The organism is Nocardia sp. NBC_01503, from assembly GCF_036327755.1.
Taxonomy (GTDB): domain Bacteria; phylum Actinomycetota; class Actinomycetes; order Mycobacteriales; family Mycobacteriaceae; genus Nocardia.
In genome coordinates this window covers 6,327,964-6,353,415 of record NZ_CP109596.1, presented here as the reverse complement: position 1 = coordinate 6,353,415, position 25,452 = coordinate 6,327,964, and the positions used below count along the sequence as shown (strand labels likewise).

Here is a 25,452-nt window from a genome sequence, read left to right as displayed (position 1 = left end):
TTCTATTGCAAGTGTCCTACAAGTGGATCGACGCACAGTGGGCACCATGACCGCCACAACCCGGACCACCGAACGCCCCGACACCACCGACATGGTGCTCATCCACCGCGCTTTCCGCCGCCATTTCGACGCGCTGCCCGGTCTCGTCCGCGGTGTCGCCGACTCGGACCTCACCCGCGCCCGCCGCATCGTCGATTTCCTCACCGAACTCACCACCGGCCTCCACCACCACCACACCGGCGAGGACGAACTGATGTGGCCCCTGCTGCTCGAGCGAGCGAAAACCGATGGCGCACCGATACTGCGCATGGAGGAACAGCATGAGCGGATCGCCGAACTCTCCGCCCGAGCGGACCGGCAGGCAGCGGAGTTCGCCGCAGCGGCCCAGCCCCGGGCGCGCGAGCAACTCGCGATCACGCTGTCCGCGCTCGCCGCCGCTCTGAACGAACATATGGCCGAGGAGGAAACCGCCGTCCTCCCGCTCGCCGAACGTGTCATGACCGCCCGCGAATGGGCGGCCCTGGGCGAACGGGGACGCGACGCCATGCCCAAGGACCGACAGTTGATCTTCCTCGGCTTCATCCTGCAGGGGGTCCCGCACGCCGAACGCCGAAAGTTCCTCGCCGACATGCCCTTCGCCGCCAGACTCGCCTGGCGCCTACTCGGCCGCCGCGCCTTCGCCGCGGAGTACCGCTCGATCTACGGCACTGATCCCGATTCCCGGGGCTGACATCCCGCGAACACCACGGTCAGGAGATGATGCGGACCGCATACGGCATGATGCCGTCCTCGCGGACCGCGGAAACCCTTACCACCTCACCGGATTGGGGAGCTTCGACCATTTTGCCGTTGCCCACGTAGAGGGCGACGTGCTGCGAACCGCCCGGACCCCAGAAGAGCATATCGCCGCGTTCGCGGTCGGCGACGGGGACGCGGGAGCCCATTGTGTACTGGTAGCCGCTGTAATGGGGTAGGGAGACACCGACTCCGGCGAAGGCGTAGATCATCAGGCCGGAGCAGTCGAAGCCGGTTTTGTTGTAGTCGCCGTAGCTGTCGGCGGTGCCGCCGTCGCGGATGCCGAGGGTGGCGCCGTCCTCATCGCCGCCACCCCAGGCGTATTCGACGCCGAGCTGGGACATGGCCCGGTCGACGACGGTTTCGACCAGGGCCGAGCGCGAACCGCTGGGGCGGGTCAGGGTGTAACGCGGCGGGGGCGGGGAGTCGCCGAGCTGGGTGTGTGGGCGGTGGCCCGAAGCGGCGAGGGAGGCAAGGTCACTGGCGGCGCGGTCGGCATTGACGCGGGCGGCGGCGGCCACCGCGGCGGCGCGGGCGGCGGCCTCGTCCTTGCGGCGCTGGTCATCCCAGGCCAGGTAGGTGTCACGCTGGCTCTGCAATCCGGCGACCTGGGAGCGCGCCGTTTCCAGCCGCTGCTGCGCCGAATCGCGCTGCTGCATCAGGGTATTGCGTTGCACCGTCTGCTGATCGAATTCGGCCTGCGCGGCGGCGACGGCGTGCTGGGCGTCGGTCTTCTTGGTCTCGGCGTCCGCGGCGGCGGCATCGGCGACCTGCTGCGCCTGTTTGGCGGCGGAGGTCTTGTTCGCCTGATCGACCTGCGCGCGGCGCAGTCCGCCGACGACCTGCTGCTGAGTCCGGGAGGCGATGGTCAGCACCTGGGCGCGGGCGAGCGCGATCTCCGGGCTGGGCGCGGCCATATAGCTGATCAGCGAGGTCGATCCGGGCCGCATGTAGACCTGGGCGACATATTTGTCGAACTGCCTGTGCGCGGTACCGACCTGCACCCCGGCATCGGTGAGCTCACGCTGGCAATTGCCCACCGCCTGCGCCGCGGCGTCGGCGGCATCGCGGGCGATCTGGAGGTCGACCAGCGCCTTGTTGACGGCTTCGCGACGCGCGGCCACGGCATCGTCGAGGAGCTGCAACTGCTGTTCGGCGGTGGCGACCTGATTGATGAGCGCGCCCACCTCGCCCACGGTGGCATCGACATCCGCGCCCGCCTGGGCGATCTCACTGTCGCTGGGATTGGGTGGCGGTGGTGGCGTGGCATGACCGGTGGTCATCCCCACGGCCACCACGATCATCGCTGCCAGCAATTCCGTAGCGAGCCGACCCGGGCGCAACTGACGTTTCGCCGGTATTCGCATCGCACCTCCCTGGTTCCCGCTCTGGCCCCGGGGAACACACCACGAGCCTCAGCCGAACATCCAGTACCACTGGAAACTCGAGACTCGTTCGACACTTCTTCCCCAACAGCGTCGTTGCGAAACGGTACGACACTTCAGCCACGGGTTGAATCAGCCACGCGGGAATGACTTGTAGGCAATTCAGACGTTGCCAGTCATTAGCCGGTTTGCGCCGCGATTACCGCACAAGACAGGCGCTGACGGCCGGAAAACGTTCCGGCCGTCAGCGATGCGGTAGCGAAGGAGACTGGGCCTCGGCTCGAGTCGGACGAGCGATCAGGCGAGCGGGAAAGGAGATCAGGCGACAGGCGTGCGCGGACGTTCCGGCACGACCGGGGGCTGCTCCCCCGGACCGGAACGCTTGACCTTCACCGCGTACAACCCGCCGATGAACGCCGCCAGCGCGATGACCGCGACCAGGGTGATGACGGTCCAGGACACCGTCTCGGGCTGCTCCAGCCGATCCACGAAGGTCTGCGCCGCGTCCACGGTGTGATCGGACCCGCGATACTTGGACTTGTCCTCGGCCCACTCCAGCCGCGCCCGCGTGAAGGTATCGCTGTAGGTGCCGACCCAATCGTCGCTGAACACCACCACGGTGCCGTGTTCCTGCTCGCCGATCTCGGTCGCGAGATCCCGCAGGCTCGCCTCGATGCCCAGGTTGCCCTGCACCACAACGATGTTCAGATCGATGCCGTGATCGCGCGCGTCCGCGGCGATGGCGGCGAGACCGTCCTGCTTGCGATTCTTGGGGGCGGCGACGTGATTGTCGGCCAGGTCGAGCAAGATCGACTTCAGGTCTGTGTTGGGCGGTAGTTCCGCCTTCATAGGCGTGAAAACCGAGGCGCGCGAGACGGTCACGAACGCACAGTACGCGACGACGTGTCTCTACACCTCACCGCGGCACGCCGTAAGCTGCGACTGTCCCGCTGGATGAACTTCCCAGAACCGCACATCGGTACCGGAAGAATCACTCCGGGCCGCTCGGGGACCTCCCCGATGCGGATACAGGACAAGCGTACTGTTAGGGTGAAGTACGGACGAGGCCTGCGCCTCGACGAGCCATCGGCACAGCCCCGCCGGTGGCCCTCCCATTCACAGACGAGTGGAGCTGACAGTGACGAGTATCGATTCCTTCGGCGCCAAGGGCACCCTCGAGGTCGGAAGCAACTCTTACGAGATCTTCCGTCTCTCGGCAGTGCCCGGCACCGAGAAGCTGCCCTACGCCCTCAAGGTCCTCGCGGAGAACCTGCTTCGCACCGAGGACGGCGCGAACATCACCGCCGACCACGTGCGCGCCATCGCGAACTGGGACCCGAATGCCCAGCCCGACACCGAGATCCAGTTCACGCCCGCCCGCGTGATCATGCAGGACTTCACCGGTGTCCCCTGCATCGTCGACCTCGCCACCATGCGTGAGGCCGTCACCACCCTCGGCGGCGACCCGAGCAAGGTCAACCCGCTCTCCCCCGCCGATATGGTCATCGACCACTCGGTCATCCTCGACGTGTTCGGCCGCGCCGACGCCCTCGAGCGCAATGTCGACCTGGAGTACCAGCGCAACGGCGAGCGCTACCAGTTCCTGCGCTGGGGCCAGGGCGCCTTCGACGACTTCAAGGTCGTCCCGCCGGGCGTCGGCATCGTGCACCAGGTGAACATCGAATACCTGGCTCCCACGGTCATGGTCCGCAACGGCCAGGCCTACCCCGACACCTGCGTCGGCACCGACTCGCACACCACCATGGTCAACGGCCTGGGCGTGCTGGGCTGGGGCGTCGGTGGCATCGAGGCCGAGGCCGCCATGCTGGGCCAGCCGGTCTCCATGCTGATCCCGCGCGTCGTCGGCTTCAAGCTGACCGGTGAGATCGTCCCCGGCGTGACCGCCACCGACGTCGTGCTCACCGTCACCGACATGCTGCGCAAGCACGGTGTGGTCGGCAAGTTCGTCGAGTTCTACGGCGCCGGTGTGGCCGAGGTTCCGCTGGCGAACCGCGCCACCCTGGGCAATATGTCCCCCGAATTCGGTTCCACCGCGGCGATCTTCCCGATCGACGAGGAGACCATCAACTACCTGCGCCTGACCGGCCGCAGCGATGAGCAGCTCGCGCTCGTCGAGGCGTACGCCAAGGAACAGGGCATGTGGCACGACGCCGACAACGAGCCCGCGTACTCGGAGTACCTGGAGCTGGACCTGAGCACCGTGGTGCCGTCCATCGCCGGCCCGAAGCGTCCGCAGGACCGAATCCTGCTGTCGGACAGCAAGACCGCGTTCCGCAAGGACATCCACAACTACACCAACGATGCGGAGTCCGGCCCGGCCGCGACCACCCCGCACACCCACCTGGACGAGGCCATCGAGGAGTCCTTCCCCGCCTCGGATCCGGCCGTGCTGTCCTTCGCCGATGACGACGCCGTGCTGCCCTCGGCCGCCAACGGCAACACCGGCCGTCCGTCCAAGCCGATCAAGGTCTCCGATCCCGAGCGCGGTGACTTCGTGCTCGATCACGGCGCCGTCGTGGTCGCGGGCATCACCTCCTGCACCAACACCTCGAACCCGTCGGTCATGCTGGGCGCGGCCCTGCTGGCGCGCAACGCGGTCGAGAAGGGCCTGTCCTCCAAGCCGTGGGTCAAGACCAATATGGCCCCGGGCTCGCAGGTCGTCTCGGACTACTACGAGAAGGCCGGTCTGTGGCCGTACCTGGAGAAGCTGGGCTTCTTCGTCGGCGGTTACGGCTGCACCACCTGCATCGGTAACACCGGGCCGCTGCCGGAGGAGATCTCCAAGGCGATCAACGACAACGACCTCTCGGTCACCGCGGTGCTCTCGGGCAACCGTAACTTCGAAGGCCGTATCTCCCCCGACGTCAAGATGAACTACCTGGCCTCGCCGCCACTGGTCATCGCCTACGCGCTCGCGGGCACCATGGACTTCGACTTCGAGACCGATGCCCTGGGCAAGGACAACGACGGCAACGACGTGTTCCTCAAGGACATCTGGCCGTCCCCGCAGGAGATCGACGACACCATCAAGTCGGCGATCAGCCGGGACATGTTCACCAAGTCCTACGCCACCGTCTTCGAAGGCGATGAGCGCTGGAAGGGTCTGAACACCCCCGAGGGCGACACCTTCGCGTGGGACGAGAACTCGACCTACGTCCGCAAGGCGCCGTACTTCGACGGCATGTCGATGGATCCGACCCCGGTCACCGACATCAAGGGCGCGCGCGTGCTGGCGCTGCTGGGCGATTCGGTCACCACCGACCACATCTCCCCGGCCGGTCCGATCAAGCCGGGCACCCCGGCCGCGCAGTACCTGGATTCGCACGGCGTGGAGCGCAAGGACTACAACTCCCTGGGCTCGCGTCGCGGTAACCACGAGGTCATGATTCGCGGCACCTTCGCGAACATCCGGCTGCGCAACCAGCTGCTGGACGACGTCTCGGGCGGTTACACCCGCGACTTCACCCAGGACGGCGGCCCGCAGGCCTTCATCTACGACGCCTCGCAGAACTACCAGGCCGCGGGCATCCCGCTGGTCGTGCTGGGCGGCAAAGAATACGGGTCCGGCTCGTCTCGTGACTGGGCCGCCAAGGGCACCAGCCTGCTGGGCGTCAAGGCCGTCATCACCGAATCGTTCGAGCGCATCCACCGCTCCAACCTGATCGGCATGGGCGTTGTGCCGCTGCAGTTCCCGGCCGGCGAGTCCGCCGCGTCGCTGCAGCTGGACGGCACCGAAACCTTCGATATCGAGGGCATCACCAAGCTGAACGAGGGTGTGACTCCGAAGACCATGAAGGTCACCGCGACCAAGGAGAACGGCGAGAAGGTCGTCTTCGACGCGGTCGTCCGCATCGATACCCCCGGTGAGGCCGACTACTACCGCAACGGTGGCATCCTGCAGTACGTGCTGCGGAACATGATCCGCGGCTAGTTCGTTCCATACGCGACTCGGCCGGGAAGGGCTGTTTCACGGCCGAGTCGTGGTGGCGGGCAACGGTTTCGCCGTTGTGCGCCGCGCGGTCCGTCAGGATCGCTTCGCTCGTCGCTAGTGCGGGATTTCCGCACCGGTCATCTCAGATCGGTGCGGAGATCCCGCACATCCCGTTTCGGAGGAGTCCATGCCCAAGGTCAGTGACGACCACCTCGCCGCGCGCCGCAGCCAGATTCTGGACGGGGCCCGCAGTTGCTTCGCCGAGTACGGCTACGAGGGCGCGACCGTGCGTCGCCTGGAAGAAGCGACCGGTCTGTCGCGGGGCGCGATCTTCCATCACTTCCGCGATAAGGACGCCCTGTTCCTGGCTCTGGCACAGGAGGACGCCGGCCGGATGGCCGAGGTCGCCGCGAACCAGGGCTTGATCCAGGTGATGCGCGATATGCTCGCGCGCCCGGAGGATTTCGACTGGCTCGGAACACGTTTGGAGATCGCGCGCCGCCTGCGCAACGATCCCGAATTCCGGCGCAATTGGGAGGAGCGCTCGGTCGAACTGACCGCGGCGACCGTCGCCCGCCTGGAACGCCGCAAGGCCGAGGGCGCGCTGCGCGACGATGTGCCCACCACCGTGCTGCTCGGTTATCTCGACCTCGTACTCGACGGTTTGATCGCCCGCATCGCCTCGGGGCACGCCAACGACAACCTCTCGGCCGTGCTCGATGTGGTGGAAGCCTCTATCCGACGCCCGAATTGACGCGACGTCCGAACTCGGCGAGTGCTAGGTTCTGTGCGGCCATGATGTAGCTCAGCAGGTCGAGCGTCCGTACTGCATGTGGAAGGTCGCGGGTTCGATTCCCGCCGTCATGGCCCCTCATTCGCCACGCTCCAGATCCGCGAGCAGCAGCCGGGTGATCCGGTCCAGATCCTTGCGATCCTTCGCGGAAAGCACCGAGAGAATGCGGGTTTCGTTCTCCACGTGCTCGGTGATCAGCTGGTCGATCAGCTCCAGTCCGCGATCGGTGAGCGCCACGCGCACCGCGCGGCGGTCCCCCGCATCGGCGATCCGGCACACCAGTCCCGCCTTCTCCAGCCGGTCCAGGCGACCGGTCATACCCGCCCGCGAGAGCATGAGGGTATCGGCCAGTACCGAGGGATTGAGCTCATAGGGCGCTCCCGAACGGCGTAGTGCCGCAACCACATCGAACTCGCCGCGCTGGAGTCCGTGTGCGGCGAAGACCTCTTCGATCTGCCGTCCGGCCACGACGGACAGCCGGCCGAGACGGCCGATTATGGCCATGGCCTCCAGGTTCAGGTCCGGTCGCTCGTGATGCCACTGCGCGGTGATGGTGTCGACCGCATCGGATTTCGCTTCACCCATGGACAGCATTCTATTCGCTCCTATATAGTTCGATAGCGAACTATAACCCATCGAATAATTCGGAGCTTGCCATGAACAGCCCTTCCCGCCCCGTCGCCCTCCGCCAGCCGCATGAGGCCGAAACCCTGGGCAACGAGAACGTCACCATGCGCCTGCTGCTCGACGCGAATGAGACCGGCGGTTCGGTCAGCACCCTCGAGGTCACCATGCGGCAGGGCGCGGATGGCGCGGCCCCGCACTTCCACACCCGTTCCGACGAGCTGTTCTACGTCGCCGAAGGTGAGCTTCAGTTCCTCGCGGGCGATCGCATCGTCACCGTCGCGGCGGGCGGATCGGTCGTGGTTCCCAAATTGATGCCGCACGCCTTCGGCGCGACGCCGGACAGCGGGGCCCGCATCATGATCGCGCTCATGCCGGGCGTGGAGCGTTTCGAGTACTTCCGCCTCCTGGATCGGATTGCCAAGGGCGAATCCAGCTTCGAGGAGCTGACCAAGGCCCAGGAGGAGTACGACAACCACTTCGTCGACCGCCCGGACTGGTGGGCCGAGCGCAATGCCAACCGGCGCTGACCGCCCCACCGGCCGCGCGTGATTCCCACCGCGCCAACCTGCGGCAATACCCCCGCGGCGAGCCGAGCCGCGGGTAGCCCGGCAGTCGCCGGATTGTGCCGCAGACCACTGAATTTCCGGAATGCGAGTGCGATTGCCGGGGTTGTTCGGTTCATGCCATTCTCCGTTCCGATCACCGTGCGCGGCTATGAACTCGACATCAACGGTCATCTCAATCAGGCCGTATACCTGCAGTACGCGGAGCACGCGCGGTGGGAGATGCTGAAGGCGGCGGGTACGCCGGGCGAGAAGCTGGTCGCCTCCGGGATCGGTCCGGTGGTGCTGGAGAACAACATCAAGTACTTCCGCGAGCTGCATCTGGGCGATGAAGTGACCGTGAGCTGCGAATTCGAATGGGCCGGTGGCAAGGTATTCCGGATGCGTCAGGAGATCCGGAAGCTGGATGGCACGGTATCGGCCGAGCTCACCGTGACCGCGGGGGTGATGGATCTGAAGGCTCGCAAGCTCGTCGCCGATCCGGGTGCGGCATTACGAAGACTCGCCGAAGCGCCCGACGTACTCGGACTCTGATTTGCGCGCGGTGTAGCGAAAAAGTCTCAGGCTGAGCGGTTTCCGACGCCTCGGTAGGGTTTGCCGGAGCGTTGGAAATATTTCGTTGCGAACCGAACGAGCGCGTATGCGGGATATGATTCAGATCAAGCTCGGCCCCGCAGCAAATCCCGAGCAGATCGGAGTTAAGCATGACCGGCGCCCTCCATCACCTCGCGTCAGCGCATATAGACGCTACCGCGCCGCCACTATCTGGCTATCTCATAGCATCCACCGATCGGCATATCAGCGTGCGCGTCACCGACGGCACCTGGACGCTCAATCGCGCGGATGTTCTGGACCTGACCGAAAGGGAAGTTGCGGCTGCGCAGGGAATCTGCGAGGGCCGCCCGGTATTCGTGCGCGTACGCAACGGCGCCACAGCGGATTTCACGCAGCGCCGCCGTATCGAACTCACCGAGCGACCGCCGACGATTCCGCAGGACTACTCCCCCGCCCGCGGTGACGACGAGTTGGCCGCGCTCACCGAGGTCTGGGCTCGCGGCCTGGAGCTCACCCCGAATCCGGGGGTCGCCGGTGCCACCATGACCTGCGTGCAGACCCGTTCGCTGCGCGGCAGTGACGACGGCATCGCCGCCGACAGTCTCGACTGACGCTCAGATGTCCGCCCGCTCAATGGGTTCGGTGCTCGTTGTCACCGAGGCCGACGACCTGCACGGCGATGCGCTCGCCGCCACGCTCCGTAAACACCACGCGCTCAGTCCGATTCGGCTCGATATGCGTGACTTCCCGCGTGAGAACGGCACTTTCCGGGTCAGCCGGGACGGCACCTCACGCAGCCTCTCCCATATTCTCGGACTCGACGCGGTCTCCTCGGTGTGGTGGCGACGCCCGCATCCGACCCTGGTACCGGGCAGTATGCGCAGCGAGGACGACGACTACCGGCAGGCCGAATGCGACGGCTTCCTGCAGGGTCTGCTGTGGTCCATGCCCGCGCTGTGGGTGAACGATCCGGGTGCAGATCGCACCGCGAATCGTAAACTCGTGCAATTGGAGACGGCCTATCGCGCCGGCTTCGCGGTGCCCGAGACGCTCATCACCAATGATGCCGACGAGGCCCGCTCGTTCATCGAATCGCGGCCCGGGCCGGTGGTTTTCAAGCGCACCGGTACCGGGCGCGGCGCGTTCACCGAGACGCGCATAGTGACCCCGGCCGATATCGATCTGCTGCCGGGAATCCGAAACTCCCCCACCATTTTCCAGGACTACATCCACGCCGAGTGCGATCTGCGCATCGTCTGGGTGGACGGAATCGAGTGGGTGGTGCGGATCGATTCGCAAGCCGGTGTGGGACGGGTGGATTCGCGCCTGGACACCTCGGTGGCCTTCACCCGGGATCGCCTGCCCGCCTCGGTGAGCAAATCGCTGACCACGCTCATGGGCGCACTCGGACTCGCCTTCGGCGTGCTGGATCTGCGGATCGGCCGCGATGGCGAAATCTGGTTCCTCGAGGTGAACCCGCAGGGGCAGTTCGCCTATCTCGAAATCAAGACCGGTCTGCCGATCTTCGAGAGTCTGGCCAATCTGCTGGTACTGGGCGACGGTACGGTCTCCGGCTAGCGACGGCGCCGTAGCCGACCAGCGGCCGCATCACATCGTTCGGCGGCCGCGCGGCATCGCAAGTGGTCGAACGGTTTTCACCGTCGACCCACTGCGATCTCCCGGTCGGCTACTTGCTCCCGGCCTTGGCCCCCGCCTTGCGGCGGTTCGCACCACCGCGGCTGCGGAGTTGCACATGCGACTCCACCAGCACATTGTGGATGAAACCGTATGAGCGGCCGGTATCTCGCGCCAGCGATCGAATGCTGGCTCCGGCTTCATACTGCTTCTTGAGCTGGGTTTGCAGGCGGTCTCGCGACTTTCCCGTCACGCGTGTGCCTTTACCCAATACGGCTTTACCCTGTGCGGGCCTGTCACTCATGACTTCCTCCGAGTCGCCGTGGGCGCCTCACTCAAGGTTAGAGACTCGGACGGCTGTGATCAATGAATCCGTGTGATCGGAGTCACCTCATGGCTCGGAGATCGGCTCCGGCAGGGCCCATCGATCCGTCCGCGGACGGAGAAAGATCAGGTAGTAGGCGGATCCGAGCGCCAGCGTGACCACGGCGACGATCAGTTGCGAGACCGAATCGCGACCCAAACTGTAAGCCGCATAAACCATTACCGCGATCACCAGCAGCGGCGGTAACGGCCACAGCGGCATTCGGTAGCTCCCCGTGGGCGATTCGCGGCGCACCCGCAGCGCGGCAATCGCGACAAACAGGTAAACCAGGATCAATCCGGCTCCGGTCGCGGTGATCAACCAACTCAAAGGCAGTGTGGCAGCGGCGATCGCGGCAATCGCACCGGTCAGGATGGTGGCCGCCACGGGCGTATGCCAGCGCGCGTGCACCCCGCTCAGCAATCGATCGATCGGATCGGGCCAGCTGCGATCGCGCGCCGAGGCGAAGAGCAACCGCGAGATCGGAAGAATGATCGCGATCACCGCGTTGACGATGGCGATCGCGATGCCGACACTCACGAATGCCCGCACCGCGGGTCCGCCCCGCGCGGTGAGGAAGTAGTTCATCGGGGCCGCGCTGTTGAGCAAATCGTCCATCGACGGCGCGCCGAGCACCACTGCGGCCAGGGGCAGGATTTCGATGACCACGGTCGCCGCGAGACACACCATGATGACGCGCCCGATGGTGCGCGAGGCGTTCTTGGTCTCCTCCGCGTAGTACACCGCCGCCCCGTAACCGTTGAAAGCGAACAGCGCCACCGGAATCAGCGGTACGAGATCGCCCGACCCGAGGTGGCCGAGCCCGTCCGATGTCGCGGTCATCGTCCGAAACCATTCGGACGGACCACGTTCCACATGGGTGAAGCCGAGCACCACCAGCACCGCGATGGCCGCGATTCTGCGCGAACGCTCAGTAGGAGCGGCCACGACGGGGCGGTTTGAACTCAACGGCAATGACGAACTGATCAGCACCGCGTGTAGGGACGAGGTAGCGAGCCAGGTCCGCACCCAAGAACTGATCGTTCAAAACCACGACAATTTTCACATTTGGCCGGGTTTGGTTCGCGCGCAACCGATACCAGCGACGGCGGTACCCAATTGCTGTCGGTGGCCTGTGTCACACTTGCCGATAATGAGCAGGCACACCACCTTCCGCTACCGGCTCGACCTCACGGTCGAGCAACGCACCGTGCTGGCCCGGCACGCGGGCGCCGCACGATTCGCATTCAACCAATGCCTGCACATGGTGAAAACGGCTCTCGCCCACCGCACTACCAACCCAGGGCATCCAGTGCCATGGACCAGGTTCAGTCTGATCAACGAATTCAACACTTGGAAGAAGACCGAGGCCGCCGGGCGGGTATTCGCGGTCAGCCCGGGCGGTGTCGCCGAGGTCGAGGTAACCGGGTTGGAGTGGCGGACTGAGGTATGCCAGCAGGTATTCGAGGAGGCCGCCGTCGACTGCGGCCGCGCCCTGGCGGCGTGGTCCGAGTCTCGTAAGGGCAAGCGCAAGGGTCAACGGGTCGGGTTTCCTCGATTCAAGAAAAAGAACCGCGGCACCCCTGCATTCCGGCTACGCAACAAACGCACCAAGAGCGGACAATCGACGATCCGGGTGGGTGACGCTGGTGTGGCACGGTCGGTCACCTTGCCCGGTCTCGGGGCGCTCCGAGTATGCGAGAACACCCGCAGCCTGCGTCGTATGCTCACCGGCGGACGCGCAAAGATCCTCTACGCCACCGTGTCCGAGCATGCGGGACAGTGGCGGATCAGCGTAGCCACCGAAGCCGCCGACCTGCATCCCATCAACCACCACCCGCGCCGCGACTCCGGCGACGAGGAGGGATGGGTGGGATTGGATCGGGGATTGTCGGCGTTTGTGGTCGCGGCCACCGCCGACGGCACCGAACTGGCCCGCCTCGCCGCACCCAAACCCCTCGCCGCCCAGATCGCCCGGCAGCGTCGGTTGTCGAAAGCGGTGTCTCGCAAGCAGAAAGGATCACGCAACCGGGCCGACGCCGTCGCGAGACTCGCCCGCCACCACAACAAGACCGCCAATGTTCGCCGTCATTTTTTGCATCAGGTCACCAACGCGCTGGTCAAAACCCACGGTCGGCTCGTCATCGAGGACCTCAACGTGGCGGGGATGCTAGGCAATCACCACCTCGCGCGTGCCATCAGTGACGTCGGCTGGGCAGACTTCGCCCGGCTGTTGCGCTACAAGCAGAGCTGGCGTACCGGCACCGTCGTAATCGCCGATCGCTGGTTCCCGTCGAGTAAGCGGTGCTCGGCGTGCGGCACCGTCAATCCCGGTCTAGCGTTGGCGGATCGAACCTTCGCCTGTGCGTGTGGGTTCCGGGCCGACCGTGACTTGAACGCGGCGATCAACCTCGCGCGATGGCCAACAACTCAGCAGAACCTTTCACGATCCCCGGACCTCCCAGCAGGGGGCCGGGTCATCAATGCTCGCCGACGGGACGGCGCTGACCGACATCCTCTGGGTGCCGGTGAAACCAGCCCGGTAGACGCGGGAACCGATGCTCATCCAGTACCGGTGTGAGCGTGGGACGCCCGAGAAGGGCGCTGTTGAACAAACCCGGAACCACAGGTTTTTCGGCAGGTTGTCAACGACGTCAACGGCGGTCACGTGACGCCGGAGATCGTGGCGCAGGCCCTGGACGCGGCGGAAACCGGTCCGCTGCAAGAGGGTTCGGTGGGTGGCGGGTCCGGGATGAACTGCTATGCGTTCAAGGGTGGCAGCGGGACCGCGTCACGCCTGGTCGAGTTCGGGTCGCGGCAGTACACGGTCGGAGTGTTCGCGCAGGCGAATTTCGGTTCGCGCCATGAACTCACGGTCGCCGGGCGGCGTATCGGATCGCAGCTCACCGTCGGCAATCCGCAGGAGTCCACCGCGTGGGGTACCGCGCCGGATCGCTCGCCCGCCGCTCCGGGTGGTGCGGGTTCGGTGATCGTGATCGTGGCGACCGACGCACCTTTGCAGCCGCTGCAATGCACGGCCATGGCGCGCCGTGTGCCATTCGGCTTGGGCCGCACCGGAACCACCGGCAGCCTGTTCTCCGGTGATCTGTTCCTGGCCTTCTCCACCGCCGCTGACCGGCCCGCGGAAACCGGTTTCCCCGTGGGGGATCCGAGTGCCGATGAGCTGATCACCACGACGCGGCTGCCGTGGAATCGGATGGATCGGTGCTATGCCGCCGTGGTGGACGCGGTCGAGGAGGCGGTGTTGAACGCGCTCATCGTGAATACCGATATGACCGGCCGCGATGGGCACTTCTCCCCCGCGCTCCCGCACGATCAGCTGAAAAAGCTGCTGGCGGAACGGCACTGACTGCCATTCGACAGTCAGCGCCGGTTCGCATCAGGCGAGCTGGATGAGCTCCAGGTACTCCTGCGACCAGTGGTCCTCGGTGCCGTCGGGCAGCATGATGACCCGCTCGGGGTTGAGCGCCTCGGCCGCGCCCGGATCGTGGGTGACCAGCACGACCGCGCCCGCATAGCTGCGCAGCGCGTCCAGGACCTGCTCACGCGAGATCGGGTCGAGGTTGTTGGTCGGCTCGTCCAGCAGCAGCACGTTGGCGGCGGAGGAGACCAGACCGGCCAGCGCCAGACGGGTCTTCTCACCACCCGAGAGCGTGCCTGCGGGCTGCTCCAGCTGCGGGCCGGAGAACATGAACGCGCCGAGCAGTCCGCGGAGGTCCTGTTCGCCCGCGTCGGGTGCGGCGTGCCGGATGTTCTCCCAGACGCTGGCATTGTCGTCGAGGGTGTCGTGCTCCTGGGCGAAGTAGCCGACCTTGAGGCCGTGGCCGGGGACCAGGTTGCCCGCGGTGGGCTGTTCGGCTCCGGCGAGCAGGCGCAGCAGGGTGGTCTTACCCGCGCCGTTGAGGCCGAGGATGACCACGCGACTACCCCGGTCGATGGCCAGGTCCACGCCCGCGAAGATCTCCAGTGACCCGTACATCTTGGTCAGGTTCTCGGCCATGAGCGGGGTCTTGCCGCAGGTCGCCGGGTTGGGGAACTTGATGCGGGCGACCCGGTCGGCCACGCGCAACTCGTCGACCTCGGACAGCATGCGTTCGGCGCGCTTGATCATCTGGTGTGCGGCAGCGGCTTTGGTGGCCTTGGCGCCGAGTTTGGCGGCCTGCTGCTTGAGCGCGCTGGCCTTCTTCTCGGCATTGGCGCGTTCGCGGCGGCGGCGCTGTTCGTCGGTGGCGCGGGCGTCGAGGTACTTCTTCCAGCCCATGTTGTAGATATCGGCCTCGCCGCGCACGGCGTCGAGGAACCAGACCTTGTTGACCACGTCGCCGAGCAGTTCGACATCGTGGGAGATGACGATGAGCCCGCCCTCGTGGTTCTGCAGGAAGCCGCGCAGCCAGGTGATGGAGTCGGCGTCGAGGTGGTTGGTGGGCTCGTCCAGCAGCAGGGTGGTGTCGGACTTGCCGCCGCTGCCGTCGGAGGCGGCGAACAGGATGCGCGCCAATTCGATTCGACGACGCTGACCGCCGGAGAGGGTGCGCAGCGGCTGGGCGAGCACCCGGTCCGGCAGTCCGAGGCTGCTGCAGATCCGCGCCGCCTCGCTCTCGGCGACGTATCCGCCGAGCGCCGAGAACCGGTCCTCGAGCTGGCCGTACTTACGAACGGCCTTATCGCGGGCGTTGTCGTCGGCCACCTCGGCCATGATGGTCTGCTGCTTCTCCATATCGCGGATCAGCGTGTCCAGGCCACGCGCCGACAGCACCCGGTCCCGCCCGAGCACATCGAGGTTGCCCTCACGCGGATCCTGCGGCAAATACCCCAAATCCCCGGACCGAATCACCTTGCCCGCGTAAGGTTCTCCCTCGCCGGCCAGAATTCGCAGCGTGGTGGTCTTACCGGCGCCGTTGCGCCCGACCAAACCGATGCGATCACCGGCCTGCACCCGCAGCGCCGAACCGGGCGCCGTCAACAGGGTGCGGACTCCGGCCCGGACCTCCAGGTCGGTCGCGGTGATCACAAACGTCTCCTCGTGCGTGGGTGTGCTGACGGATAACTGCTCGATTGTGGGCCATCACGACACACAAGAACCACCGATTTTACCCGCTACCCCGCCGAACCCCACGGTCAGGGCTGTCACATCGCGTCGCACCACCGGAAACGACCGAGTTGGTACGGCTCCCGCGAGGATCGGGCGCTCGACCGGCCCCCGAACCGGAGCCCCGTCATTAACCGGGAAGTAACTGTACGGTGGGTCTTGGCCCGACCGTCGGGTGCGATCGATCGATTCGGAGGGTTCCATGTCTCTGAGTGACAAGATCAGCAACAAGGCCGAGGAGCTGGGCGGCAAAGCCAAGGAAGCCGCCGGGAATCTGACCGACGATGACAACCTCCGCGCGGAGGGCAAGGCCGATCAGGTCGAATCCGGGCTCAAGGGCGCGATGGAGAACGTCAAAGACGCCGTCGAAGAAGGCGTCGACAAGGTGAAGAACGCCTTCAAGCACTAGCCGACGCGCCAGGATTTCCAGCGGCCGCCGGGGCATCGAACCCGGCGGCCGTTCGCGCTCAGCGAATCGTCGCGCCGGTGTCCGTGGTCGCGCTGAATTCTCACCTATGCTGCCGCGGTGATCGACGACACCATCCCTGCGCGGACCGCCGCACTGATCTGGGGGGCCGCCCGCCAGATCGGTGTGTCGCCCGTGCATCTGGCGCATTCATCGGGGCTGGATCCGGCCACCTTCGATGATGATCTGTTGCGGGTGCCGACCGAATCGGTCTGGCGGATGTGGGAATTGATTGATATCCGCGCGGGCGCTCGTGCCGGTCTCCTCGCGGCCGAGCAGGCCGATCGGGACGGACTGCATGTGTGGGACTACCTGTTCTCCAGTCGGCCCACGCTCGCCGAGAGTTTGCGCACGGCGATGGAGTTGCGTGCGGTGGTCACCGATCCGGGCGTCGGCTGGGAGGTGATCGAGGACGGTGGCCTGCTCACGATCCGCTGTGCGGTAGCCGTGGAACCCGAGGCGGTGCTGGCTCCGGTCGAGGTCTTCGTGCTCGCGGTCATGCTGCGACGAGTGCGCACCGCCGTCGGACAGCAGGTCGTACCGGTTCGAGTCAGATTGACCCAGCCGCCCGGACCGGGGCGCGGCTATCTGGTGGACGAATTCGGCACCAGCGGTATCGATTTCGGCGCGCCCTACTCCGAAATCACCTTCCTCGACGTCGGCGCGCTGCCCACCGGAACCGACCCGCGCCTGGGCGCGCTGCTGAGTCGCCATGCCGAGCTCACGCTCGCTGCCGCGCGTGCGGCTCCGACCTGGCATGACAAGCTCCGCGCCGCCATGCACCAGTCCATGGCGGCGGGTGGTCTCGACCTCGCCGAGGTGGCGCGCCGTTTGGCCACCAGTCCGCGCACCCTGCAGCGCCGCCTGCAGGAAGAGGGCACCAGCTGGCGTGCCGAGGTCGACGCCGCCCGGCACCGCCATGCCGTGGATCTGCTGCGCGAGACCGCTCTCCCCCTGCAATCGGTCGCGGCCCGTCTCGGCTACACCGATGCCCGTGCCCTGCGGCGCGCCTTCCACCGCTGGACCGGCAGCAATCCGGACGCCTTCCGCCGCGGAGTGATCAGCGGAGCGTGAGCGCGTGAACCGGCGGCGTCCCCTGCGGCCGGGTGTTCAAGCCAGCAGACGGTAGCCGCGCACGGCCGCCCATTCGGCCGGGCGTTCAAGCCAATAGGCGGTTGTCACGCACATCGAAGCACACCAGGCCGTATGCCTTGGCGCGCTCGGCGGCGAAGACCGCCACCTCATCGGCCCTGGCAGGCAACGTGGCGATGTAGATGAACGGGCCGCTGGCGTTGTCGATCAATGGCGAGTCCGCCCATGGACTTTCGTCTTCGGCGCTGTCGTGGTGAGCGGTCGTATCAGGCCACTGTCCGTTGAGATCGGCCACGAACGCGCGCATGCGGTCGGTGGGTGGCAACTCCCGCTCTTCGAGATATTGCCGCAGCAGGCGCGCGCATTCCCGGCCGGCGGCCGGGCCGTCCGACGGCGGCTCGCCTTCCCATACGGCGAAGTCATAGGTCATAACCGCCACCATCCGATCGACCGATAAGTCAGCGGAGCGTAGCGCCGAGCACCACCGGTTTCCGCGGTTGGGAACAGCGTCCCGGCATGAGCGACAACGCATTCGCTGCCAACCGGTTGCTTTGGCGGGGCGGGACCGGATCGCGGCGCATAGTGTCCGGCGGCCCGCGATCGAACCGGCCATAGATTCATGGCAGAGCGCCGAACAGCGCGAATCTCCAGTCGAATCCGCAAGCGGGACAGGACCATCCACCATGACCAATTACAGAATCCTCGCCATCTCCGGCAGTCTGCGAGCGGACTCGCACAACACCGCACTGCTGCGCGCGGCACAGAAGTTCTCCACCGGACTCGAGGTGCGGATCTATGACGGATTGCGCGAAATCCCGCCCTACGACCAGGATCTCGACACCCCGGACCACCGGCCCGCACCCGTCACCGAACTGCGTCGCCGCATCACCGAGGCGGACGGGCTGTTGATCGCCACCCCGGAGTTCAATTACTCGATTCCCGGTGTGCTCAAGAACGCCATCGACTGGGTCAGCACCGATTGGACCCGGACCGAGGGCCTTCCGCTGCTGCGCAAACCCGTCGCGATCATGGGTGCCGCGCCGACCCAATTCGGTTCCGTCCGTGCCCAACTCGCGCTGCGGCAGGTCTTCGTATGGACCGAGAGCGAGATCGTGGTCAAGCCGGAGGTGATCGCCTTCCGCTCGCACGAGCGTTTCGACACCGACGGCAACCTGGTCGACGAAACCACCGTCGAGTTGCTCCAGGGCCTGCTCACCGCCCTCACCGCCAAGATCGACCGCGCGAAGTAGTGCGAAGAATTTTCCGAGGCTGGGAATTATCCCGCCACATATAACCTTTGAAATATCGATTACAGGTTAGAAGCGGGCGATCCTGGATCGTCGAGATCCTGACGTTCCGCTCCGCTTCCACTCGTCAAAAGCATTCGGACAGTAAGGAAGTGATGGGCATGCGGCGCGATCAGGTGGCCTGGGCGGGGCTGGCGGCGATGACGGTTTCGTTCGGGTTGAACTTCTCCATGGGGGTGTTCTTCGCACCGACCGCCGCCGCCTACGGGGTCAGTGCGACGGCGCTCGCGGTGGCCGCGGCACTCGGGACCACCGTGACCGGGGTGGCTCAGCCCTTCGTCGGCAGACTCCTCGACCGCGCCGGGGCCAAGCTGGTATTGATCGGCGGGCTCACGCTCATCTCCGCCAGCTATCTCGCGCTGGCCCTGGTACGCCAGACCTGGCAATTCGTCACCGCCTACATGGTTCTCGGCGGCATCGGGTTCGCGGCCTCGTCGACTCTGACGGTCACCACACTGATCGGACGAACGCTCGGCGGTCAGGTCGGCCCGGCACTGACCAGGGCCGCGGTCGGCATCAACCTCGGGCAGTTGATCGGGCCGTGGGCCGCCACCGCACTGTTCGAACCCATCGGCGTACGGGCCACCTACGCGGCACTCGGTGCCGTCGGGCTGGCCGTCACCGGCATACTGTGGGCGTTGCTGCCGAGCGATCCGGTCACCAATACCGTTGCCGGACAAGCGGAATCACTCGCCGGGCGAGGCCGGATACTGATCTCCTTCGGACTTCATTCGGCGACCCTGTACGTGGTGATCCTGATGCTCCCCAAACACGCGGTCGAGGCGGGCTGGTCCGTGGTGGACGCGGGCCGGCTGGTGGCCTTGGCCGCACTGGCCGCCGGACTCACCTCCGCCGCCATGGTCCGACTACAGCGCGGATACCGCGCCGAACACCTGCTGCAAGCGCTCTACGCCCTGCGGATAGTCGCACTCGCGCTGGCGGTTTCGAGTACCGCGCCGATCACGCTGATCGCGGTGGCGGTGCTGTTCGGGGCCGCGTCGTTCCCGATCGTTCCGCTGACCATGGCGGTGGTATCGCGCGGGCTCGATCCCGCTCGTATGGGCCGCACGCTGTCGCCGGCCTGGGTGATCCACCAACTCGCCGCCGCCGCGGGACTGGCCCTGGCCAGTTCGATGCACGCCCTGACCGACAGCTACCGAGGCTATTTCGCACTCGGCCTGCTCTTCAGCGTCGGCGCGGCCCTGCTGCTCATTCCCTCTCGCACAAAAGAACTCGTCGCCACCGCGGCCTGACTCCCATCCCACCGATCAGTACAACAACAACTCGAAACCGGAGAGAACACCATGACCACCGTCACCCATCACACCGTCGAAATTCAGGGTCTGCCCGTCTTCTACCGCGAGGCAGGCGATCCGGCCAAGCCGACAATCGTGCTGCTGCATGGGTTTCCGACCAGCTCGGCCATGTTCCGCAACCTGCTGCCCGCACTCGCGGCGGACTACCACCTGATCGCACCGGACCATATCGGGTTCGGGCAGTCCGCGATGCCCGCGGTGGACGAGTTCGAGTACACCTTCGACAAACTCACCGAGATCACCCTGGAACTGCTCGACACCCTCGGGATCGAACGATTCGCGTTGTACATCCAGGACTACGGCGCGCCGATCGGCCTGCGGATCGCCGCTCGGAACCCCGAACGGGTCAGCGCCCTGATCACCCAGAGCGGCAATGCCTATACGGAGGGGTTCACCCCGTTCTGGGAGGTGCTGTTCGCGCACGCCAACGACCGCGTCACCCATGAGCCCGCCGTCCGCAAGCTTCTCGAACTCGACGCCACCACATGGCAATACACCCACGGTGTTCCGGCCGACCGGCTGCATCGGGTCAGCCCGGACACCTGGACCCTGGATCAGCATTACCTGGATCGACCGGGTAACAAGGAGATCCAACTCGAGCTGTTCGCCGACTACAAGAACAATCTCGACGGCTACCCGGGCTTCCAGAAGTACTTCGCCGAGCACCGCCCGCCGGTACTGATCACCTGGGGCGAACACGACGAGATCTTCGGCCCCGACGGCGCCCGCGCCTTCCTGCGCGACCTCCCCGAGGCCGAACTCCACCTGCTGAACGCGGGCCACTTCGCCCTCGAGACGCACGGCCCCGAGATCGCCGATCTGATCCGCGACTTCCTGGCCCGCAAGCTCGGCTAGTCCATGAATCACAGGCGCGGGGTCAGGTGTAGCGGACCTGCCAGCGTTTGAAGCCGTTGATCCAGCCGTTGCGCAACCGCTCCGGCGGCGCCACCTCGCGCAGGTCCGGCAGGACGTCGGCGATGGCATTGAACATCAGATCGATCTCCAGCCGGGCCAGGTTGGCCCCCACACAGAAGTGCGGGCCGGTGCCGCCGAAGGCCAGGTGCGGATTGGGGTCGCGCAGGATATCGAAGGTGAACGGGTCGGCGAAGGCATCCTCGTCGAAATTGGCTGAGCCGTAGAACAATCCGACGCGATCACCCGCCCGGATGTGCTGCCCGCCCAGTTCGGTATCGGCGGTGGCGGTGCGCTGGAACACCGTCACCGGGGTGGCCCAGCGCACGATCTCGTCGGGGGCGGTGGCCGGGCGCTCGCGCCGATACAGGTCCCACTGCTCGGGATGGTCGACGAACGCCTTCATTCCATGCGTGATGGCATTGCGCGTGGTCTCGTTGCCCGCGACCGCCAGCAGGATGACGAAGAAGCCGAATTCGTCCGAACCCAGTGCCTCACCGTCGATATCGGCGTGCACCAGGCGGCTCACGATATCGTCGAGGGGGTTCCTGCGACGGTCTTCGGCCATATTCCAGGCGTAGCCCAGCAGATCGACCGAGGCTTGGGTGGAGCTGTCGGTGCTGGCGGTGTCACCGTATTCGGGGTCGTCGTAGTTGAGCATCTGGTTCGACCACTCGAACAGTTTTCGGCGGTCGGCCTGCGGAACCCCGATCAGCTCCGCGATCGCCTGCAGCGGCAGCTCACATGCGATCTGTTCCACGAAATCTCCACTGCCGCAGACTTTCGCGGCTTGCACGATCGCGGCGGCCCGTTCGGCCAATGCCGCTCGCAGGCCCTCGATCGCGCGCGGGGTGAAGCCCTTGGAGACGATCCGGCGAATCTTGGTGTGTTTGGGCGGATCCATATTCAGCAGGATCGCGCTGGTCAGTTCGATCTGCTCGGCGGTGACCGCACCGGGCAGTCGGATGATGGAACCCTTGCGCTGTGAGGAGAACAGTCCCGGATTGCGCGAGATCTCTTTGATGTCCTCGTGTTTGCTCACCACCCAGTAGCCGCCGTCGTGGAACCCGCCGGATTGCGCGTCGGTCTGCGGATTCCACCAGACGGGGGCGGTGCGGCGCAGGTGTGCGAATTCCTGTACGGGATTGCGGGTTTCCCACAGCGCGGGATCGGTGAAGTCGAATCCCGCCGAGAGTGAGGGCGCGGACAAATCAGCCTCCTGAAGACAGCACTGTCTGGAACTGGTGGATCACCGTTGCCGGCGGCGGTAACGCACGCGGCACGGCTGTTGTAGCTGGACCACCATCTTCGAATGATCGTTGCGGTAGGTATCCGAGGGCTGGGCCAGCTCGAACTCCCAGTCCCGCAACAGGATCGAGAAGATCGCCTTCAACTGCATGAGCGCGAAGGGCGCACCGACACAGCGATGCCGACCCGCCCCGAACGGAATCCACGTCCAGCGGTTGACGATGTCCTCCTGGCGCGGATCCAGATACCGGCTCGGGTCGAACAGGTCGGGCTCCGGGAAGTCCTCGGGGATGCGGTTCGAGATCGCCGGTGTCGCGGCCACCATGTCACCGGGGGCGATTCGGTGCCCGCACACCTCGAACTCGTCGCGCGCGATCCGCATCAGGATGATCAACGGCGGATGTAATCGCAGCGATTCCTTCAGCGCCGCTTCGAGATTCGGAATCTGCCGCAGGGCATTGTGACTGACCTCGGAACCGTCGGCGTACAGCTGGTCCAGCTCGGTGACCACCGTGGCCAGGGTCTCGGGGTGGCGCAGCAGTTCGATAGTGGTCCACGCCGCGGTCCCCGAGGTGGTGTGGTGCCCGGCGAACATCATCGAGATGAATATGCCGGTGATCTCGCTGGCCGAGAATCGCGGCGCACCGTTCTCGTCCGGCACCGACATCAGTACATCGAGCATGTCGCGAGAGTCCTTGCCCGACGGCGGATTCGCCGCCCGGCCGTCCATGATCCCCTGCACCAACTCCACCAGTGCGACGCGGGCTTCGTCGCGTCGGCGGAAGCTCTCGATCGGAGCGTACGGATCCACGTACGCCAGTGCGTCGGTGCCCTGCTCGAGCTCGTGGTACAGATGCGCGAACCGCCCGTCGAGCTCTTCACGGAACTTCTGCCCGATCAGACAGGCCGAGGACGTGTAGATCGTCAGCTCGGCGAAGAACGCGAGCAGATCGATCTCACCCTCGTCACCCCAACCGGCGAGCATCCGATCCACCTCGGCCGCGATGGTCACCGCGTGCCCGCGCATATGATCCGCGCGCAGGGCCTGGTTGTGCAGCATCTCCTTGCGCCGCTCCGGCGGGGCGTCGAATACCACGCCCTCCCCGAAGATCGGCTTCATGAACGGGTACGCCGCGGCCTGATCCAAATCCTCGTCGCTGGCGCGGAAGAAGAATTCGTTGGCCTCGGATCCGGACAGCAGGATCACATCGCGCCCGGCGAGTTCGAAGGACCCGACATCCCCGCATTCGGCGCGGACGCGCCCCATCAGAGCGATCGGATCGGTGCGGAACTCTTCGAGATGTCCGTGTTCACCGCCGCCGCCCGATACCCGTCGCGGCTTGACCAATGGCATGGGAATTCCTCTCCGGGCGACCACATCGGCACCCCAGACACGTGTCCGGACGGTACTACGAATGGAAGTCCAGAACAAGGCCCGCATACCTCTTGCGCCCGGTCAGAAGCCGGAACTATATTCCGAAGAGCTGTCCGGACGAAGCACGACGCGCACGCGCACAAGGAGTGGAACCCAGCATGACCCGTATCCCCGGTGACTCATGAAGACCCGGCTCAACTGCCCCTGCGGTGAACAGATCCGGGGCACCGACGAGGACGACCTGGTCGAGCAGACCCTCGCGCATCTCGCGCAGCAGCATCCGACCCACAACTACACCCGCGACGAAATCCTCTTCATCGCCTACTGACGACCGCGCGGGTTCAGCCGTCACAACTTGCGCGCAGAACTCGCGCTCAGACCTGTTCGTCCGTGACGGTCGCGGATGGTCCACGGCGCAGGTAGCGACCGATGGGCGTGCCCTGGATATGGCCGTCGCGCACGATTCGGCGACCGCGCAGAAAGACGTCGGTCACCCGCGCATTCATTTCGAAGCCTTCGAAAGGTGTGTATTCCTGGGCGGATTCGGAGTCCGCGGCACGGACCGTCCACTGGGCGTGCGGATCGACCAGCACGATATCGGCGTCGGCGCCGGGGTCGAGGGATCCTTTGCCGGTGAGACCGTAGCGGCGGGCGGGGGCGGCGGAGGTCAGCTCGGCTATGCGACCCAGCGGCAGTCCACGTTTGAGACCCTCGCCGACCAGGCCCGGGAGTAGGTATTCGGCACCGCCGAATCCGGACTTGGCCAGGAAGACGTCCTCCGGATCGTCGCCGAACTTCTCTTCGGCCCGGCAGCAGGCGTGATCGCTGACCACCCAATCGATTTCGCCCGCGAGCAGGTGCCGCCAGAGGGCTTCGACGTCGGCGCGTTCGCGCAGTGGCGGATTCACCTTGCCGCCTATGCCGTGCGCGCTGTCGACATCGGCGAGCAGATGGCCGATGGTGACCTCCCGGCGAAAGTCGATATGCGGGAAGGCCGATGCCATGCGCAGCGCGGCGTCCACGGCCTTGTCCGAGGACAGGTGCAGCAGGTTGATATTCGGGAAATCGGTTTCGTGGGCCAGGTAGGAGGCCACCGTAATGGCCAGGCCCTCCGAATGCGCCGGACGTGCGGCACTGTAGGCGCGGAGGCCGGTCAAAGTGCGGTCGGCTTCGACGAGTTCGGTATAGGCGGCCATGATTTCGGCGGTTTCGCAGTGCAGCGACAGGGTGATCACCTCGCCGTAGCGCTCGCGCGCCCGGCGCAGGCCGCGCATGACGAATTCGAAGTGCGCCAGATCGTAGCGTTCGGTGGGCGGGATCATCAGAAAAGCCGCCTGGTCGTGCGAGCGACCGTGCAGGCCGTGGCCGCCGTAGAACATGAAGATCTTGAACGAGGTGATACCGAATTCCTCTACCAGGAACGGTATTTCGTCAATGTGCTCACGGGTCATGGGCGCCAGATGCAGGGCGTGGTCGACGTAGGAGCGGCCCGCCATCCGGTCGAGCGCCTCGGGAACGAAATCTCGGTAGGAGCCACCGCGATTGAGGTAGTAGCGCCCGGTGCGCAGATAGCTCAGCGAGGTGGTGACGCCGCCCTGCGCGCAGGCGCGGCTCTCGCTCTCGGTGTCATCACCGAGGTCGGCGTAGATGCCCCAGTGCTGGTGGGCGTCAACGACTCCGGGAAAGGCCAGCAGTCCACCCGCGTCGACGACCTCGGCCGCGGATGCCGAAATGCCCGCGCCCACCCGCGTGATCCGGCCGTCGGTAATGGCGATGTCCAGCACATCGGGCATCTCGGTCGATGCGTCACCCGGGCGGACCACCCGGGCGTTCCGGATCAGTAGATCGTTATCCGCCACTGCCTTCTCCAGTTTCCTTGTGCGAAACATCTTTACCGACTGTGCGATCATCGCAGTACGATGCGCTGGTAGTCAACGCCGCAGACCTCTCTCATGTT

The 25,452-nt window shown here is 65.8% G+C and carries 24 protein-coding genes, 1 tRNA gene and 1 pseudogene; 16 read left to right on the top strand and 10 right to left on the bottom strand.

What is annotated here, in order from left to right; all coding sequences use genetic code 11:
* Positions 1–46: 46 nt before the first annotated feature.
* A complete protein-coding gene (locus tag OHB26_RS28975; protein WP_330180427.1) occupies positions 47–730 on the top strand; it encodes a hemerythrin domain-containing protein in 684 nt (227 codons plus the stop codon).
* A gap of 19 nt (positions 731–749) precedes the next feature.
* Here OHB26_RS28975 and OHB26_RS28970 read toward each other — a convergent pair whose 3' ends face one another.
* Both OHB26_RS28970 and OHB26_RS28965 read right to left on the bottom strand, forming a co-directional pair.
* Positions 750–2,162: an NlpC/P60 family protein gene (locus tag OHB26_RS28970; protein ID WP_330180426.1), complete on the bottom strand. Its 1,413-nt coding sequence runs from the start codon at positions 2,160–2,162 to the stop codon at positions 750–752.
* 336 nt (positions 2,163–2,498) lie between these two features.
* Positions 2,499–3,062, bottom strand: coding sequence for an Rv1476 family membrane protein (locus OHB26_RS28965; protein ID WP_330180425.1), 564 nt, complete (start codon positions 3,060–3,062; stop codon positions 2,499–2,501).
* A gap of 256 nt (positions 3,063–3,318) precedes the next feature.
* On the opposite strand from OHB26_RS28965, the gene OHB26_RS28960 reads away from it, so the two are divergent.
* The 3 genes from OHB26_RS28960 (at position 3,319) to OHB26_RS28950 (ending at position 6,999) form a co-directional block, all read left to right on the top strand.
* Entirely contained in the window at positions 3,319–6,132 is a 2,814-nt protein-coding gene (locus tag OHB26_RS28960) for an aconitate hydratase (RefSeq protein ID WP_330180424.1), read from the top strand.
* Positions 6,133–6,319: 187 nt separating this feature from the next.
* Positions 6,320–6,886, top strand: a complete 567-nt coding sequence (locus OHB26_RS28955) for a TetR/AcrR family transcriptional regulator (protein WP_330180423.1) — start codon at positions 6,320–6,322, stop codon at positions 6,884–6,886.
* A gap of 40 nt (positions 6,887–6,926) precedes the next feature.
* Positions 6,927–6,999, top strand: a tRNA-Ala gene (locus tag OHB26_RS28950).
* A 4-nt stretch (positions 7,000–7,003) separates the two neighbouring features.
* Here the strand turns inward: OHB26_RS28950 and OHB26_RS28945 are convergent.
* On the bottom strand, positions 7,004–7,510 hold the full coding sequence (locus OHB26_RS28945; RefSeq protein WP_330180422.1) for a MarR family winged helix-turn-helix transcriptional regulator: 507 nt from the start codon (positions 7,508–7,510) through the stop codon (positions 7,004–7,006).
* A gap of 71 nt (positions 7,511–7,581) precedes the next feature.
* Here OHB26_RS28945 and OHB26_RS28940 point away from each other — a divergent pair, with 71 nt between their 5' ends.
* The 4 genes from OHB26_RS28940 to OHB26_RS28925 all read left to right on the top strand — a co-directional run bounded on the left by OHB26_RS28940 (position 7,582) and on the right by OHB26_RS28925 (position 10,248).
* Positions 7,582–8,079, top strand: coding sequence for a cupin domain-containing protein (locus tag OHB26_RS28940; protein WP_442942733.1), 498 nt, complete (start codon positions 7,582–7,584; stop codon positions 8,077–8,079).
* Positions 8,080–8,232: 153 nt separating this feature from the next.
* On the top strand, positions 8,233–8,649 hold the full coding sequence (locus OHB26_RS28935) for an acyl-CoA thioesterase (protein ID WP_330180421.1): 417 nt from the start codon (positions 8,233–8,235) through the stop codon (positions 8,647–8,649).
* 170 nt (positions 8,650–8,819) lie between these two features.
* Positions 8,820–9,281, top strand: coding sequence for a hypothetical protein (locus OHB26_RS28930; RefSeq protein ID WP_330180420.1), 462 nt, complete (start codon positions 8,820–8,822; stop codon positions 9,279–9,281).
* Between the two features lie 7 nt (positions 9,282–9,288).
* Complete coding sequence (locus tag OHB26_RS28925; RefSeq protein ID WP_330180419.1) at positions 9,289–10,248, top strand: hypothetical protein; 960 nt, start codon at positions 9,289–9,291, stop codon at positions 10,246–10,248.
* 109 nt (positions 10,249–10,357) lie between these two features.
* Here the strand turns inward: OHB26_RS28925 and OHB26_RS28920 are convergent, their stop codons facing one another.
* Together OHB26_RS28920 and OHB26_RS28915 are read right to left on the bottom strand one after the other, a co-directional pair.
* Positions 10,358–10,609, bottom strand: coding sequence for a helix-turn-helix domain-containing protein (locus OHB26_RS28920; RefSeq protein ID WP_330180418.1), 252 nt, complete (start codon positions 10,607–10,609; stop codon positions 10,358–10,360).
* Positions 10,610–10,696: 87 nt separating this feature from the next.
* On the bottom strand, positions 10,697–11,617 hold the full coding sequence (locus OHB26_RS28915; RefSeq protein WP_330180417.1) for an APC family permease: 921 nt from the start codon (positions 11,615–11,617) through the stop codon (positions 10,697–10,699).
* Between the two features lie 205 nt (positions 11,618–11,822).
* Between OHB26_RS28915 and OHB26_RS28910 the strand changes: the two genes are divergently transcribed.
* Together OHB26_RS28910 and OHB26_RS28905 are read left to right on the top strand one after the other, a co-directional pair.
* The gene (locus OHB26_RS28910) at positions 11,823–13,250 is read left to right on the top strand and encodes an RNA-guided endonuclease InsQ/TnpB family protein (protein WP_330180416.1); all 1,428 of its coding nucleotides are present in this window, start codon (positions 11,823–11,825) and stop codon (positions 13,248–13,250) included.
* A 63-nt stretch (positions 13,251–13,313) separates the two neighbouring features.
* Positions 13,314–14,039, top strand: a pseudogene (locus tag OHB26_RS28905) (P1 family peptidase); the annotation flags it as partial.
* 30 nt (positions 14,040–14,069) lie between these two features.
* Here the strand turns inward: OHB26_RS28905 and OHB26_RS28900 are convergent.
* Positions 14,070–15,701, bottom strand: a complete 1,632-nt coding sequence (locus tag OHB26_RS28900) for an ABC-F family ATP-binding cassette domain-containing protein (protein WP_330180415.1) — start codon at positions 15,699–15,701, stop codon at positions 14,070–14,072.
* 280 nt (positions 15,702–15,981) lie between these two features.
* Here OHB26_RS28900 and OHB26_RS28895 point away from each other — a divergent pair, with 280 nt between their 5' ends.
* Both OHB26_RS28895 and OHB26_RS28890 read left to right on the top strand, forming a co-directional pair.
* Complete coding sequence (locus OHB26_RS28895; protein WP_330180414.1) at positions 15,982–16,188, top strand: CsbD family protein; 207 nt, start codon at positions 15,982–15,984, stop codon at positions 16,186–16,188.
* Positions 16,189–16,305: 117 nt separating this feature from the next.
* A complete protein-coding gene (locus OHB26_RS28890; protein ID WP_330180413.1) occupies positions 16,306–17,319 on the top strand; it encodes an AraC family transcriptional regulator in 1,014 nt (337 codons plus the stop codon).
* 85 nt (positions 17,320–17,404) lie between these two features.
* On the opposite strand, the gene OHB26_RS28885 is transcribed toward OHB26_RS28890, so the two are convergent.
* Positions 17,405–17,767: a hypothetical protein gene (locus OHB26_RS28885; RefSeq protein ID WP_330180412.1), complete on the bottom strand. Its 363-nt coding sequence runs from the start codon at positions 17,765–17,767 to the stop codon at positions 17,405–17,407.
* Positions 17,768–18,020: 253 nt separating this feature from the next.
* Here OHB26_RS28885 and OHB26_RS28880 point away from each other — a divergent pair, with 253 nt between their 5' ends.
* The 3 genes from OHB26_RS28880 (at position 18,021) to OHB26_RS28870 (ending at position 20,815) form a co-directional block, all read left to right on the top strand.
* On the top strand, positions 18,021–18,587 hold the full coding sequence (locus tag OHB26_RS28880) for an NADPH-dependent FMN reductase (RefSeq protein ID WP_330180411.1): 567 nt from the start codon (positions 18,021–18,023) through the stop codon (positions 18,585–18,587).
* A 158-nt stretch (positions 18,588–18,745) separates the two neighbouring features.
* Positions 18,746–19,897 (top strand): MFS transporter, encoded by a 1,152-nt coding sequence (locus tag OHB26_RS28875; protein ID WP_330180410.1) that lies wholly within the window; start codon positions 18,746–18,748, stop codon positions 19,895–19,897.
* 51 nt (positions 19,898–19,948) lie between these two features.
* The gene (locus tag OHB26_RS28870) at positions 19,949–20,815 is read left to right on the top strand and encodes an alpha/beta fold hydrolase (protein WP_330180409.1); all 867 of its coding nucleotides are present in this window, start codon (positions 19,949–19,951) and stop codon (positions 20,813–20,815) included.
* Positions 20,816–20,837: 22 nt separating this feature from the next.
* Here the strand turns inward: OHB26_RS28870 and OHB26_RS28865 are convergent, their stop codons facing one another.
* Positions 20,838–22,082 carry a cytochrome P450 gene (locus OHB26_RS28865; RefSeq protein WP_330180408.1) on the bottom strand — a complete coding sequence of 415 codons (1,245 nt, stop codon included), beginning with the start codon at positions 22,080–22,082 and terminating at the stop codon, positions 20,838–20,840.
* A gap of 39 nt (positions 22,083–22,121) precedes the next feature.
* Entirely contained in the window at positions 22,122–23,474 is a 1,353-nt protein-coding gene (locus OHB26_RS28860; RefSeq protein WP_330180407.1) for a cytochrome P450, read from the bottom strand.
* Positions 23,475–23,676: 202 nt separating this feature from the next.
* Between OHB26_RS28860 and OHB26_RS28855 the strand changes: the two genes are divergently transcribed.
* Positions 23,677–23,823 carry a DUF1059 domain-containing protein gene (locus tag OHB26_RS28855; RefSeq protein WP_330180406.1) on the top strand — a complete coding sequence of 49 codons (147 nt, stop codon included), beginning with the start codon at positions 23,677–23,679 and terminating at the stop codon, positions 23,821–23,823.
* 46 nt (positions 23,824–23,869) lie between these two features.
* Here OHB26_RS28855 and OHB26_RS28850 read toward each other — a convergent pair whose 3' ends face one another.
* Positions 23,870–25,384: a dihydroorotase gene (locus tag OHB26_RS28850; RefSeq protein ID WP_330180405.1), complete on the bottom strand. Its 1,515-nt coding sequence runs from the start codon at positions 25,382–25,384 to the stop codon at positions 23,870–23,872.
* Positions 25,385–25,452: the final 68 nt, after the last annotated feature.